Raw genomic sequence first — 12,652 nt, forward strand, 5'->3', positions numbered from 1 at the left:
GCGACAACTCCAGTTATGTGGATCGGCGATCTCGTCGGCCGTGACGATGCATGGAGCGATCGCGCAATATGTGTCCTGGCGCTTCGAGAAAATTCATATGCCGGCACGGCGGTTATCCCGCGGTGATGATCGTCGATCACGGTGTTGCCGCACGCACGAGCCATCGCGTCGGCTTCGGTAATGCGCTTCGCGGGGCGTCCGATCACCATGCCGAATTCGACTTGTCTTTTGCTGAACGGCAAAGCCTTAGGCCGAGGATCGACGCGTTCGTATTCGTAAAAATCCCCTCGCAGGAGACTCGTCAGTCTTCGTCAGTGCGGTCAGCGTTCGCACCCGGCGTGCGAACTTGGCACTAGCACTTGTCGTTGCCCGAGAGCCTCGACAATTCCGCCCCGACGTGGCACGCTCATTGCTCATGGTCCGCGCCCACACCAATCAAAACGACAATGACCATGCGACACGACCAGCCCGTTACTGAATTCACGCAGCCCGAACCGATCCTTGCCGCGCCGCTTTCCGGCGTTGTCGAGCGTGCGCCGCAGCGCCCGCTGCGGCTCCTCGCGGGCGTCACATTCTGCTTTGCATGGCTGTTCGGGCTGGAGCCGTTTCTGACAGGCGCCGTCAACGATCCAGCGGCACCCGGAGATGATCGTCGTTAGGCCGATCTCCGCACAGCGCAGACGCTTGAAATTTGCACTGCGCGCGCCGGCATTTTCTACATTGGATGGTCGAGGCTCTCGCGTGACGGCTGCGCAAACCGTCCCAGGCAGGAATAACGGTTGCGCCGGATGAGGTGGGAAACTTCCCCTTCACAGGAGCGTGACCATGCAAACCGACCCCACGATTGACCCCGTAGCCGACCCTTCGAACGAGCCGCTGGACGCGCCCGAAGACCAGCCGCGTCCGCTGCCCGGCACCCCGCCCGACACCGATCCGCTCGCGCCCGGCAGTTCTCCGGAAGACGAGGACGCCCTTGGGCAATCCCAAAAGCAGTCCTAGTTCAACGACGCGCGTTGCCGGAATTAGGGAAACTACGCGTGAAAAGACGAACGGGCGTGCCGTTAATGTAGATGGAAGGCTGTTCGATGCATTGCCGTCCGCTTTCAGCACCGGGTGAGTCACGCGGCGGTCGGCGCCGCAGATTACCTCCGGGCACGCCTCTGCTGAAGGCTTCACTCAGTGAGTAGCATCGAAACAAGTGCATGCGGCGGCTTTGCCGCAATCGCACTAAAAGCCGCCTAATGGGCGGCTTTTATTTTGCCGGTAAAGCCGGTTCGCAGTGCATCCAGAGGCGCTTGCCGTCACTACTACTCAGCGCGTCGGGCGCAGAATCGCGAACAACCGCGATAAGCCAATCAATGAATTGGGAGACGACAATATCCGGCAAATTGAGTTCCGCGATTTTTCAAATAATTAATCGCGCCATTCTATCTGCTCGTCTGCCTGATTAATAAGCAACGCTTAGCCTGTTCGGCTGCATTTTCTGCCTCCAGAATTACTTCACCGGTATTACGAGCTGTTGCATTCACGCAACCCAAATTATTGAAAAGTTGCAAATTATTTATGTTTCACGCAGACGGCGCCTCTGGCCCTTTTTGCCGTTTTCTCAAAATATTCATGTACTTACCCGCAATTGCCGCGAGATTATTGCCGATCCTGCAAGACCGTGTTGTGAGAATTGCTCGCGCCAGTATTAGGGTGTCCCCCTACACTCACGCTTCGTTCAGAGGGTGCCCGCCGTGCCGCCAAGGTTCGGCGAAAGGGCGGCAGCGCGTGCTCGTGCTGTCGAGGCTGGTCCCGCTCCCCTCGCGAAAATTTATCGAACAGGAGTCCCACGCATGAAAAAGAGTCTCATCGTCGTTGCGGTTGCCGCATCGTTCGCTTCCGTCGCTCACGCACAAAGCAGCGTCACCCTGTACGGTCTGCTGGACGCAGGCGTGACCTACACGAGCAACGTTGCTCACAGCTCCAAGTGGGCAGCTGGCAGCGGCGGCATCGACCAGAGCCGCTTCGGTCTGCGCGGCTCGGAAGACCTGGGCAACGGCCTGAAGGCAATCTTCACGTTGGAAAGCGGTTTCAACGTGAACAACGGCCGCTTTGCTAACAACAACGGCATGTTCAACCGTCAGGCATTCGTCGGTCTGTCGAGCGCGCAATTCGGTACCGTCACGCTGGGCCGTCAATACGACGCAGCGCAAGACTTCCTGGCACCGCTGACCGCAACGGGCAGCTGGGGCGGCACGTACTTCGCGCATCCGTTCAACAACGACAACCTGAACACGAACGGCGGCTTCGCGGTTAACAACTCGATCAAGTATTCGAGCGCTAACTACGCTGGCTTCACGTTCGGCGGCACGTACGGCTTCTCGAACCAGGCTGGCGCATTCGCAAACAACCGCGAATACAGCTTGGGCGCTGCATACCAGTGGCAAGGTCTGCGTTTGGGTGCTGCTTACGCGCAGCAGAACAACCCGGGCGCAACGAACGCAGCTGGCACGGCTAGCAACGGCGGCGCGACGGACGGCGGCTTCCTGGGCGCAACCGGCAACTTCCGTCAGCGTGAATTCGGCGCTGCTGGTTCGTACTCGTTCGGCCCGGCTACGGTTGGCCTGGCATGGACGCAATCGCGTATCGACAACGTTGCAGGCGTTCAGCAATCGCTGCGTGCCAACAACTACGAAGTCAACGGCAAGTACAACCTGACCCCGGCTCTGGGACTGGGCGTTGCCTACACGTTCACGGACGGCAAGGGCTACGGCGTTGCTGCAAACGGCGGCTCGACCTCGGTGCGTTACCACCAGATCGGTCTGCAGGCTGACTACGCTCTGTCGCGCCGCACGGACGTCTACGCTCAAGCCGTGTACCAGCACGCAATGGGCGACGGCGGCGTCGCTTCGATCTACAGCGGCGACATCACGCAAGCTCCGTCGTCGTCGAAGAACCAGACGGCTGCTACGGTCGGTCTGCGTCACCGCTTCTAAGCTTCAGCTGAAGCTGCTTGTTGTACAGAAAGGTGCCCCGAGGGGCACCTTTTTTTTGCACGTGCGAAGGTGCGTCAGTGCACCTGTAACCCGCGGCCGGTCGCAGCTCGACTCGCCGGATCAGGCCGGTTGCCCGACCTTGAATACGGCGACGGCCTCGCGCAACTGCTCGGTCTGCTCGTCCAGCGAACCGGCGGCGGCCGCTGCCTGCTCGACCAGTGCCGCGTTGCGCTGCGTGACGTCGTCCATCTGGCGAATCGCGAGATTCACTTCGCCGATGCCGGAGCTCTGCTCCTTCGACGCCGCCGAAATCTCATTCATGATCGCCGTGACGCGGCGCACGGCCTCGACCACTTCGCCGATGGTGCTGCCGGCGCGGCCGGCGAGCGTCGAACCTTCGCCGACCTGCTCGACGGACTGATCGATCAGCACCTTGATTTCCTTGGCCGCCGTTGCGCTGCGCTGCGCGAGATTGCGGACTTCGCCTGCCACTACCGCAAAACCGCGGCCTTCCTCGCCGGCGCGCGCGGCTTCCACGGCGGCATTGAGCGCAAGAATGTTGGTCTGGAACGCAATGCCTTCTATGACGTTGATGATCTCGCCGATCTTGCGCGAACTCTCGGTAATGCCGGCCATTTTTTCGACGACGTCGTTGACCACTTCGCCGCCGCGCGCAGCGATGCTCGACGCGTCTCTAGCCAGATCGGAAGCCGTTGTGGCGTTGTCGGCGTTCTGCGTGACGGTCTTGGTCAGCTCGTCCATGCTGGCGGCGGTCTGCTGCAACGACGCCGCCTGTTCTTCGGTGCGGCTCGACAGGTCGAGGTTGCCGGCGGCAATTTCTTTGGATGCGACGGTGATGGTTTCGGCAGAAGTCTTGATGCACGCGACGGTGGCCGCGAGTTGATCGCGCATTTCGCGCAGCGAGAACAGCAGGCTCGTGGTGTCGCCGCGGCGCAGCTCGATAGGCGTAGCCAGGTCGCCGCGAGCGATGCGCATGGCGATTTGCGCAGCCGCGGACGGCTCGCCGCCGATCGAGCGCGACACATTGCGCACCACGCGCGACGCGACGAACGACACCAGCACGCCCAGCACCAGCAGCATGCCGCCTGAGCGCAGCAGTGTCTCGTAGAACTGCGCCTGGATGTCGTCCATGTATGCGCCAGCGATGAAGTCCCAGTTCCACGGCGCAAAGCGCTTCACGTAGCCGATTTTTTCGCTCGGCTTCGTTTCGCCGGGCTTCGGCCACCAGTAACGCAGATAGCCGGAGCCTGCTGCGGAGCCGCCCGCTGCGGCGATGTCGTGGTAGAGCGCGTTGCCCTTCGCGTCGCGAAAGCCGCTCATATCCTTGCCGTTGAGCTTCGGACTCATGGGGTGAGCGATCATCACGGAGTCGCCGCGTACGATCGTCACGTAGCCCGACGTGCCGTAACGCTGTGCGTTGACGCGGGCGATGGCCTGCTGCTTTGCTTCGTCGACGGAAAGCTTGCCGGCCTCCGCCTGCTTCGCGTAGTCCGCGACGATCGAGGCGGCCATGTCGGTGACGTCCGCAAGAGCCGAGCGGCGCGCGTCCAATTGCGCGCTACGTGCGTCGAGCGCGTTGACGATGGTTACGATCAGCAGCGCTGCCCAGCAAAGCAGCAGGGGCACCCACAACTTCTGTTTCAGTGTCAGACGGTTCATTATCGGATTCGACAGTGCGTTGGACGCGAAAATAGGGTGCGCGGGCGAGGCCGCGCCATAGTTCGCATAACGGCTGTCGAGGCGGATTCTTTATCCGCGTGCCGACAAAATAGGCACAGGGGCGAGCGATTACGCTCGCCGTGCCTTGGCAAAAAGCGGCAAAAGTGCGGAACGCCGCACTATGGGCGCTCTTGTGCGCGTCAACCGCGCGTATCGACCCACTCGCGTGCCCAGCGTGCGGAATGCTGCAGGGCCTGTTCTTCGTTGGCGAAGTAGTCGAGCGAATAGAACTGGTAGAGACCCTCGGCGCGGGCGCTGTCGGCGCGTTCGAGCAACAGGTTGGACGAAAACGTGCCGTCGGGCAAACGGTGCGCCGAAGGTTTGACGGCATAGCCGTTGTAATGATGAATATGTTTGTTTTGCATTTTGTATTTTAATGATGTGCGGGTGCGCGCCGCCGTGCGAACTTTCATTGAGTCGCGCGGACGAGCCGATTCGAAGCCATTGCGAGCCGAATCAGAACGCAGCCGGAAAGCTAAAAAGGCGTTGAAGCCGAAAGGGGATGAGGTGCAACGAGGCGTTTGGCGCTCGGGCGAATTGCGAGTATCGCAACTCTGAAGCGATCGCGCGCCAACTGTGGGAGATGAAACTCCGCGAGGATGTCGCTGCAGCCCGATGTCCGATGCCGGACACCGAGCCCTTCATGCTTTGCTTAGAGCGGCGTGATGTTGGCCGCTTGCAGACCCTTCGGGCCCTGCTTGGTCTCGAAGCTCACCTTCTGATTTTCAGCGAGCGTCTTGAAGCCATTGCCCTTGATTTCGGAGAAGTGCGCGAACAGGTCGTCGCCGCCCTTGTCCGGGGTGATGAAGCCAAAGCCTTTGCTGTCGTTGAACCACTTAACGGTACCGGTATCCATGAAGAACCCCTGAGAAAAGAAATAGAAAATGTGCCCTGCGAAAGAGCGGGAGAAGCGTCAAGGAGGGAGAGGACAACGAATACCGCTGAGGAGCGAGACATTGATGAACAGCAATCGAACTTCTTGAACTTCGGATGCAACAGTAACCGCTGCGGCATACCACCGTCAACAACTAACTTGTAACTGTTCTGATGTGCCGTTGCCGGCCAGCGCTGCTATGGGTTTGCAAGACGGCCCCGTTTATACGGCTATCCGGATCGCACTTCGTGTGGCGCTTCATGGCCCGCTTTAGGTCGTGATTCAACCCACTGTTCAGCTCGATTTGGCTCCTGCATGCGGCCACGCATGTCGGTGGTCTCAGGTCAGGCTGCTCCAGCGGCGCCGCATGCCTCGACGTCAGCTCAGATCCCCACCTTGTGAGCGGTCACGATCAGACGCAAGCCGAGCGCCGCGACGGCACTCGCGGCGATGCGGTCGATCCACGCTTTCCACTGCAGATAGATTTCGCGCGGACGCCGGCTCGAAAAGCACAAGGCAACGATCGTGTACCAGCCGGCTTCAATGCAGAAAATTGCGGGAGGCAATGCAAAGTAGCACCACAGCGGCGGATGCTGCGGCAAGAGCGCCGCGAAGATGCTGCCATAGTAAACCGCTGTCTTGGGATTGCTCAGCTGGGTGCTGAGGCCGACCCAGAAAGATTTACGTGGATTGGTGGAGGCGCTTTGGCCCGCGTCGAATGCCAGCGGTTTAGCGGCGCCGCGCCATATCTTCGAAGCCAGATAAACGAGGTAGAGTCCACCGGCCACTTTCAGGCCGATGTAAAGCCATTCGACGGTAGCGAGCAACGTGTACAAGCCGAGCAGTGCAATTCCGCTAAAAAACACCCCGCCGATTCCCATGCCGAGCGCCGTGGCGAGGCCGTCCCCGCGCGACAGACCGATGGCATTCCTCGCGACGATAACGAAGCTCGGTCCGGGACTCATTGCGCCCAGTAGCAGCGCGGCAAGAATGGTGAGGATAGCGGTTGAGGCTGGCATGCTTGTGTCTCCTTGTTCTGACTATTGCCCGTCATTGCGGTCATTGCTTCGCGATAGACAACGTCATTGAAAGATAGCATGGGCGCCGGTGGGTGCGTCTGCTTTATTGAATCGCCTTTCGCATACGGCATACGGGTACTCATCATGCAATAAGCACCGAAGCGGTAACCGGGGCAACAACATACACGCTGCAGGCAGTCACAATTGATTGAATGCTAGAATCGCGCCCTATACGCGGAAACTGCTTCGGAACACCGGAGCGCAGGGTGCAATTCGAGCAATGGCGGCGAATTCCCCACCACCCGGTGTCACTCATTCGGGAATAACAGAAGGCTTCGCGTTCTTCCAGCCAGATCTTTTTTCTTTTCTATCGCAAGCATTAGCAGCTGCGACACCAGTACTTATGAAAGAGCGAGAAGAACAACAACGGCTGTTCGACCTCGACGGCAATGCACGCGAGCGCCTGATCGTGTGGATACGCCGGCGCATGGACGAATACGGCATTACGATAGAAGCACTCGCCGAGTCGATTGAAGCGGACGCCACCGCGACGCGCGCGGTCATTTATCGCGATGCATTCGGTAATACGTGGGACGGACATGGCGACAAGCCTGACTGGCTCGCACGCGCCATTTATGCAGGGCAAAATATCGAGCACTTTCGCTGCTGAACTCAGGCGGCTCAATTGCAGTGCGTGCGCATGCCAGTTGCCGGCCGACCCGCGAGCACTTTCGCCGTTGATCGTGTGTGCGATCTCCATTAACATCTGCGCTCTTTGCCGGTGGCGCGCACGCTCTGTTTTACCTCCTCCATTTTTCGGCATTGAAGGCGCGCGCCACAGAACTGGAAGCTGCATGCCGTACCGTCGAGTCAGTCCCTCATCGTCATTTCCTGTTGCCCATTTTGCTGCGTGGCTTCGCTATGCCGCCGTGTTCGCGCTGTTGTGGCTGAACATCGGCTGGACGTTCGGGGCGGCTCACGAGCCTCTCCGACAAGCGTCGGTTCGCGAGAGCTGTCATGTGTCGCCGCCGGCGCGGCATTCGTCGAAGGCGAAAGCGCGGACCGCGAGCGCGGCGAAGAAAGTTGCGAGGCACAAGGCGCGGCAGCGTGTCGCGCACAAGCGCAAACACATCACCGACACCGAGCGCCCGCTGCATGCAAGCAAGCTCGCGCCCAAATCGCGCCGCCAGGCCGCACGCATTGCGCGCGACCCACGCGGCCCGAAGCGCCCGGCGGGCGTGACCGTGCATCGGAAGCGGCAGCCTGTAGCGGCCTCGCGTACGTCGGCTCGCGGGGCGCAAGCGACCCATGCGGGGCTTCGCCTGTTGCCGCGCTGCGGTTATACGCCGAAGTCGCGAGCATTGCTGCGCGCGCGTTCGGTGTTTGTGATCGACGAGCGAACGCAAACCGTGCTCACCGAAAAACAGGCCGACACGGTGATGCCGATTGCTTCGATATCCAAACTAATGACGGCGGTGGTGTCGCTCGACGCCAAACACGCGCTCGATGCGCCACTCAACGTCACGGTTCAGGATCAGGATTTCGACAAGTTCACCGGATCGCGCCTGAGTGTGGGTTCGGTTCTGCCTCGCCACGACATGCTGCACATTGCGCTGATGTCGTCGGAGAATCGCGCGGCTGCCGCGTTGAGCCGCGATTACACCGGCGGCAGGCCAGGCTTCGTGGCCGCGATGAATGCCAAGGCACGCGCGCTCGGCATGCGCCATACGCGCTTCGTGAACGGCACCGGCCTGTCGCCGCGCAACGTGTCGACGGCGCGCGACCTCGCTCGGCTCGTGGCGGCGGCGAGCCGCTATCCGCTGATTCGCGCCTATTCGACAGATCGCGCTCAACTGGTTTCTCCCGGCGGCCCGCGCGCGAGCCTGAGTTATCACAACTCGAATGCGCTCGTGAGAGGGGGCGACCGCTCCATCGTGTTGCAGAAAACTGGCTTCATTAATGAAGCGGGGCACTGCGTTGTCGTGCGAATGATGGTGCACGGCCGACCCGTCGACATTGTCGTGCTGGGTGCGCCGGGGCCGCGCGATCATCTTGCGGATGTAATCAGAATCCGCCGCTGGCTGCGTTGCTCGTTGAGGTGACGGCCGTGCGCTGGTGCAGCGAGTGCGAAAAAAAGCCCGCGCAAGGCGGGCTCAACTACTTGGAGTTTCGCGATCCAGTCGCTGGACGGATCGACTTCAGTGTAGATGAAAGCTAGATGAAAGTGTGGGAAATCGGCGTTACAGGTCGAAAAACACCGTTTCCTTGTCGCCTTGCATATAGATGTCGAAGCGATACACGTTGGCCGTGTTCGGATCGCGGCGCGCAATGAGCGTGTCGCGGCGATCGGCCGGAACTGCCGCCAATACCGGGTCGCGCTGGTTGGCTTGCGCTTCGTCCTCGAAGTAGATCCGCGTGAAAGTATGCAGCAGCATGCCCCGCATCGTGACGATCACGTTCAGATGCGGCGCCTCGTCCGCACTCGTGCGGCCAGGCTTGACCGTTTCCACAACAAAGCGCTTGTGCGGATCCGTGCCCGTGCCGACGCGCGCAAAGCCGCGAAAGCCCGTCTTCAGGATTTCCTCGCGCGATTCCGGATAGTGGCCGTTCGCGTCCACTTGCGACATTTCCAGCATCGCGTCGCCGATGGCGTTGCCGTCCCCGTCGAATACCTGGCCGACAATCGTAATGTGTTCGCCGGCCGCCTCGCGGTCCGCGAGAACGGGTGTAAAGAGGCTTTTGAAGTCGAAGTCGTATTGCTGCGGGCACAGGCCGTACGCGAAGTAGGGTCCAACCGTCTGCGAGGGCGTTTGCTTGAGAGTGGTCATGGCTTAGCGCTCCATCGGGGTTTCGTTGCGGCCGCGCAGCACGATGTCGAAGTCGTAGCCGAGCGCGTAGGACTCTTGCGTGGTGTCCAGCGAAAAGTTCGCGATCAGCCGGTCACGCGCATGTTCGGGCGTGCCCTGGAAGATCGGATCGAACGCCAGCAGCGGGTCGCCGGGAAAGTACATTTGCGTGACGAGCCGCGAGCCGAAATGCTCGCCGAACAGCGAGAAGTGAATGTGATTCGGACGCCACGCGTTCGGATGGTTACCCCAAGGGTACGCGCCCGGCTTGATGGTCAGGAAACGGTAGCGGCCTTCGTTATCCGTCAGGCAGCGGCCGGCGCCGAGGAAGTTCGGGTCGAGCGGCGCGTCGTGCTGATCGACCTTGTGCACGTAACGGCCGGCGGCATTGGCCTGCCAGATTTCGACGAGCGTATTGCGCACCGGGCGGCCGCCTTCGTCGAGCACACGGCCCGTCACGATGATGCGTTCGCCAAGCGGCTCGCCGTTACGAACGGCGTTGCGCGTCAGGTCGTTGTCGAGTGCTCCGAGGTCTTCGGTGCCGTAGACGGGCACGCGCTGGTCGCGCAGCTTTTCCTTCAGCGGAATTAACGGACGCGTCGGGCCGCGTTTGACCGACGAACCGTAGCTGGGAGAGATGTACTCGGGATGCGACGCGAAATCGCGCGCGCTGAGAAAGGAATCGTCCATCGATGTCTCCTTCGGGGATTGTGGAATACCGCGTTATGGCGTGACTTTATCCAAACTGTCCGGTTATGAAAAATGACGTTTTGGCGTTTTTGATATAACCTGCCGTTATGCAACGCAGCCTCGCGGATAGCCGCGTCAAATTCCGTCATCTTCAGTGCTTTCTGGCCGTCGCCCAATTCGGGAGCGTTCAGCGGGCGGCTGGCAGCCTGTCGATCACGCAACCCGCCGTCTCGAAGACAGTGGCCGAACTCGAGGGCATTCTCGGCGTGAAACTGTTCGAGCGCGGCCGTCACGGAGCCGTGCCGACGCGCGAAGGTCAACTGTTCATGCCGCACGCCAGTGCCTGCGTCAGTGCCTTGCGCCAGGGCGTCGATCTGCTCGCACGCGCAGAAGGCGCGGCCGCCGCCACGCTCGAGATCGGCATTCTGCCGACCGTCGCCGGCGCGTTGGTGCCGCCCGTCCTCAAGCGTTTTGCGTCGCTCTGGCCCCGTGTGATCGTGCGTCTGGCAACGGGCGCAAATCCCGAATTGCTCGAGCGTCTGAAAGCGGGCACGATTGAATTCGCAATCGGGCGGCTAGCCGATCCCGAGCGAATGGTCGGGCTCAGCTTCGAACAGTTGTTCAGCGAGCCGCTGGTGGCGGTCGTGCGAGCCGGGCATGCACTCGACGTAACGTCGGGTTTGCCGTCCGCTGCATTGCAGGACTTCCCGGTGGTGCTGCCGCCGTTTGGCACGCTGATCCGGCAGTCAGCGGACAGTCTGCTGAGTGCGTGGGGCGTGCTGCCGCTGGCCGCGTTTGTCGAAGTGTTGTCGGTATCGACGGGGCGCGCGTTGACGCTCGAAAACGACGCCGTGTGGTTTGTGCCGTTGAGCGCGGTGGAGTACGAACTGGCGCACGGCATGTTCGTGCGTTTGCCTCTGCCGTTTGCGGGCACGGACGAACCGGTGGGCTTGATCCGGCGCTCCGACACCCAGCCTTCGCCGGTGGGGCGAGCGTTTATCGACGCGGTGCGGGAAGTCGCGCAAGCGCGGATGGCGGTAAGCGGCGGCAAGGCCGCTGGCAAGGTAACGCGCAAGCGCATGCGTGGCCGGACGCCGGCGAACTGACAGCGTCGCTGCGCTCAGCTGCGGGCCGCGCCGCGACCGCATATCGTGCGTGTAGTGAACCATCCAGTACAAAATGATGTTGCGAAGCTGGCGCGAGCCGGTGTAAAAACACGGTGCGAAAGCGGCTGCTTCCCGCACGAGCTTGCGTCACATCGCGCGGGCGGTGTCGAACTGCGCGTCGAGCAGCACAGTCCGCAGCGCGGTTGGCAACATGATTGGCACCGCGATCCGCAACAAGCGAATCAGCATCGAAAGACAGTACAAGGAGATTGCCATGCCCAGCGACTTGCCCACTCCAGAAGCCGCGCTTCGCGCTGTGTCGGCGCCTGAGCACAATCCGCTCGGCACAGCCGGCCTGGAATTCGTGGAGTTCGCCTCGCGCGATCCGCAGGCGCTTGGGGACACCTTCACCCGGCTCGGCTTCAAAGCGATTGCGCGCCACATCAGCAAGGATGTCACGCTGTACCGGCAGGGCGAAATGAATTTCCTGATCAATGCCGAGCCCGATTCGTTTGCCGCCCGCTACGCTGAGGAGTACGGCGCGGGCATTTGCGCAATTGGTATTCGCGTGGCCGACGCGCAGCGCGCTTTCGACCGCGCTATCGAACTGGGCGCGTGGGCGTTCGAAGGCGAGAGAATCGGCGCGGGGGAACTGCTGATTCCGGCGATTCAGGGCATTGGCGACTCGCACATCTACTTTGTCGACCGTTGGCGCGGGCGCGGCGGCCAGCGCGGCGGGCTGGGCGATATCTCCATCTTCGACATCGACTTCCGTCCGATACACATTGACACTGCGCATGCTGATCTGAGCCACGCGGGTACGGGCCTCGTCGCCGTGGATCATCTGACGCAAACGGTGGGCGCGGGCCGTATGCAGGAGTGGCTCGATTTTTACCGCGACCTGCTGAATTTCCGCGAAATTCATGAGCTGCACGCCAACTGGCATGTGTCGGCCGAATCGCGCGTGATGGTGTCGCCCTGTGGCGCCATCCGCATTCCGCTGTATGAAGAGGGCACACGGCGGACAGATCTCATGCACCAGTATTTGCCTGATCATCCCGGCGAAGGCGTCCAGCACATTGCACTCGCCACGGACGATATCTTTGCTTGCGTCGAGCAGTTGCTTGCAAACGGCGTGGAATTCGTCGAGCCGCCGCCGCGCTACTACGAGCAGCTGAACACGCGTTTGCCGGGGCATGGCCTGGACGTGCAGCGCCTGAAGTCCACGCATGTTCTGGTGGATGGCGAGATCGGCGCCGACGGCGTGCCGCAACTTTTTTTTCAGACTTTCGTGCGCCGTCGCGCCGGCGAGATTTTCTTCGAGATCGTGCAGCGCCAGGGCCATCATGGGTTCGGCGAAGGCAATCTGAGCGCACTCGCACAGGCGCGCGACTGA

General features: G+C 61.3%; 14 protein-coding genes. 7 read left to right on the forward strand and 7 right to left on the reverse strand.

The window, feature by feature from the left end; genetic code table 11:
• Nucleotides 1-452 precede the first annotated feature (452 nt).
• The 3 genes from F757_RS0123005 (at nucleotide 453) to F757_RS0123015 (ending at nucleotide 2,981) form a co-directional block, all read left to right on the forward strand.
• Nucleotides 453-659 (forward strand): hypothetical protein, encoded by a 207-nt coding sequence (locus F757_RS0123005; RefSeq protein WP_035467382.1) that lies wholly within the window; start codon nucleotides 453-455, stop codon nucleotides 657-659.
• A gap of 166 nt (nucleotides 660-825) precedes the next feature.
• Entirely contained in the window at nucleotides 826-999 is a 174-nt protein-coding gene (locus tag F757_RS36270; protein ID WP_013341911.1) for a hypothetical protein, read from the forward strand.
• Between the two features lie 839 nt (nucleotides 1,000-1,838).
• A complete protein-coding gene (locus F757_RS0123015) occupies nucleotides 1,839-2,981 on the forward strand; it encodes a porin (RefSeq protein ID WP_027213447.1) in 1,143 nt (380 codons plus the stop codon).
• A 120-nt stretch (nucleotides 2,982-3,101) separates the two neighbouring features.
• On the opposite strand, the gene F757_RS0123020 is transcribed toward F757_RS0123015, so the two are convergent.
• From F757_RS0123020 to F757_RS0123035, 4 genes are all read right to left on the reverse strand, one after another.
• Entirely contained in the window at nucleotides 3,102-4,661 is a 1,560-nt protein-coding gene (locus tag F757_RS0123020) for a methyl-accepting chemotaxis protein (RefSeq protein ID WP_027213448.1), read from the reverse strand.
• Nucleotides 4,662-4,861: 200 nt separating this feature from the next.
• The gene (locus F757_RS0123025; protein ID WP_027213449.1) at nucleotides 4,862-5,086 is read right to left on the reverse strand and encodes a hypothetical protein; all 225 of its coding nucleotides are present in this window, start codon (nucleotides 5,084-5,086) and stop codon (nucleotides 4,862-4,864) included.
• Nucleotides 5,087-5,373: 287 nt separating this feature from the next.
• Nucleotides 5,374-5,577 (reverse strand): cold-shock protein, encoded by a 204-nt coding sequence (locus F757_RS0123030; protein ID WP_013341906.1) that lies wholly within the window; start codon nucleotides 5,575-5,577, stop codon nucleotides 5,374-5,376.
• A 401-nt stretch (nucleotides 5,578-5,978) separates the two neighbouring features.
• Nucleotides 5,979-6,614, reverse strand: a complete 636-nt coding sequence (locus F757_RS0123035) for a LysE family translocator (protein WP_027213450.1) — start codon at nucleotides 6,612-6,614, stop codon at nucleotides 5,979-5,981.
• A gap of 403 nt (nucleotides 6,615-7,017) precedes the next feature.
• Here F757_RS0123035 and F757_RS0123040 point away from each other — a divergent pair, with 403 nt between their 5' ends.
• Entirely contained in the window at nucleotides 7,018-7,284 is a 267-nt protein-coding gene (locus F757_RS0123040) for an H-NS family nucleoid-associated regulatory protein (RefSeq protein WP_027213451.1), read from the forward strand.
• Nucleotides 7,285-7,468: 184 nt separating this feature from the next.
• Nucleotides 7,469-8,716, forward strand: a complete 1,248-nt coding sequence (locus F757_RS0123045) for a serine hydrolase (RefSeq protein WP_027213452.1) — start codon at nucleotides 7,469-7,471, stop codon at nucleotides 8,714-8,716.
• A 138-nt stretch (nucleotides 8,717-8,854) separates the two neighbouring features.
• On the opposite strand, the gene pcaG is transcribed toward F757_RS0123045, so the two are convergent.
• On the reverse strand, nucleotides 8,855-9,442 hold the full coding sequence (gene pcaG / locus F757_RS0123050; RefSeq protein ID WP_027213453.1) for a protocatechuate 3,4-dioxygenase subunit alpha: 588 nt from the start codon (nucleotides 9,440-9,442) through the stop codon (nucleotides 8,855-8,857).
• Between the two features lie 3 nt (nucleotides 9,443-9,445).
• Nucleotides 9,446-10,150: a protocatechuate 3,4-dioxygenase subunit beta gene (gene pcaH, locus F757_RS0123055; RefSeq protein WP_027213454.1), complete on the reverse strand. Its 705-nt coding sequence runs from the start codon at nucleotides 10,148-10,150 to the stop codon at nucleotides 9,446-9,448.
• 107 nt (nucleotides 10,151-10,257) lie between these two features.
• Here pcaH and pcaQ point away from each other — a divergent pair, with 107 nt between their 5' ends.
• Nucleotides 10,258-11,256: a pca operon transcription factor PcaQ gene (gene pcaQ / locus F757_RS0123060; protein WP_027213455.1), complete on the forward strand. Its 999-nt coding sequence runs from the start codon at nucleotides 10,258-10,260 to the stop codon at nucleotides 11,254-11,256.
• A 147-nt stretch (nucleotides 11,257-11,403) separates the two neighbouring features.
• Here the strand turns inward: pcaQ and F757_RS36865 are convergent, their stop codons facing one another.
• Nucleotides 11,404-11,532 carry a hypothetical protein gene (locus tag F757_RS36865; RefSeq protein WP_269660712.1) on the reverse strand — a complete coding sequence of 43 codons (129 nt, stop codon included), beginning with the start codon at nucleotides 11,530-11,532 and terminating at the stop codon, nucleotides 11,404-11,406.
• Between F757_RS36865 and F757_RS0123070 the strand changes: the two genes are divergently transcribed.
• Nucleotides 11,531-12,652 carry a 4-hydroxyphenylpyruvate dioxygenase family protein gene (locus F757_RS0123070; RefSeq protein WP_027213456.1) on the forward strand — a complete coding sequence of 374 codons (1,122 nt, stop codon included), beginning with the start codon at nucleotides 11,531-11,533 and terminating at the stop codon, nucleotides 12,650-12,652. The genes F757_RS36865 and F757_RS0123070 overlap by 2 nt on opposite strands.

Source organism: Burkholderia sp. WSM2232, from assembly GCF_000472545.1.
Taxonomy (GTDB): Bacteria; Pseudomonadota; Gammaproteobacteria; order Burkholderiales; family Burkholderiaceae; genus Paraburkholderia.

Bases quoted from the DNA above. Each gene is read 5' to 3' on its own strand.
- F757_RS0123005 (WP_035467382.1), top strand. From the start codon at position 453: ATGCGACACGACCAGCCCGTTACTGAATTCACGCAGCCCGAACCGATC.
- F757_RS36270 (WP_013341911.1), top strand. From the start codon at position 826: ATGCAAACCGACCCCACGATTGACCCCGTAGCCGACCCTTCGAACGAG.
- F757_RS0123015 (WP_027213447.1), top strand. From the start codon at position 1,839: ATGAAAAAGAGTCTCATCGTCGTTGCGGTTGCCGCATCGTTCGCTTCC.
- F757_RS0123020 (WP_027213448.1), bottom strand. From the start codon at position 4,661: ATGAACCGTCTGACACTGAAACAGAAGTTGTGGGTGCCCCTGCTGCTT.
- F757_RS0123025 (WP_027213449.1), bottom strand. From the start codon at position 5,086: ATGCAAAACAAACATATTCATCATTACAACGGCTATGCCGTCAAACCT.
- F757_RS0123030 (WP_013341906.1), bottom strand. From the start codon at position 5,577: ATGGATACCGGTACCGTTAAGTGGTTCAACGACAGCAAAGGCTTTGGC.
- F757_RS0123035 (WP_027213450.1), bottom strand. From the start codon at position 6,614: ATGCCAGCCTCAACCGCTATCCTCACCATTCTTGCCGCGCTGCTACTG.
- F757_RS0123040 (WP_027213451.1), top strand. From the start codon at position 7,018: ATGAAAGAGCGAGAAGAACAACAACGGCTGTTCGACCTCGACGGCAAT.
- F757_RS0123045 (WP_027213452.1), top strand. From the start codon at position 7,469: ATGCCGTACCGTCGAGTCAGTCCCTCATCGTCATTTCCTGTTGCCCAT.
- pcaG (WP_027213453.1), bottom strand. From the start codon at position 9,442: ATGACCACTCTCAAGCAAACGCCCTCGCAGACGGTTGGACCCTACTTC.
- pcaH (WP_027213454.1), bottom strand. From the start codon at position 10,150: ATGGACGATTCCTTTCTCAGCGCGCGCGATTTCGCGTCGCATCCCGAG.
- pcaQ (WP_027213455.1), top strand. From the start codon at position 10,258: ATGCAACGCAGCCTCGCGGATAGCCGCGTCAAATTCCGTCATCTTCAG.
- F757_RS0123070 (WP_027213456.1), top strand. From the start codon at position 11,531: ATGCCCAGCGACTTGCCCACTCCAGAAGCCGCGCTTCGCGCTGTGTCG.
- F757_RS36865 (WP_269660712.1), bottom strand. From the start codon at position 11,532: ATGGCAATCTCCTTGTACTGTCTTTCGATGCTGATTCGCTTGTTGCGG.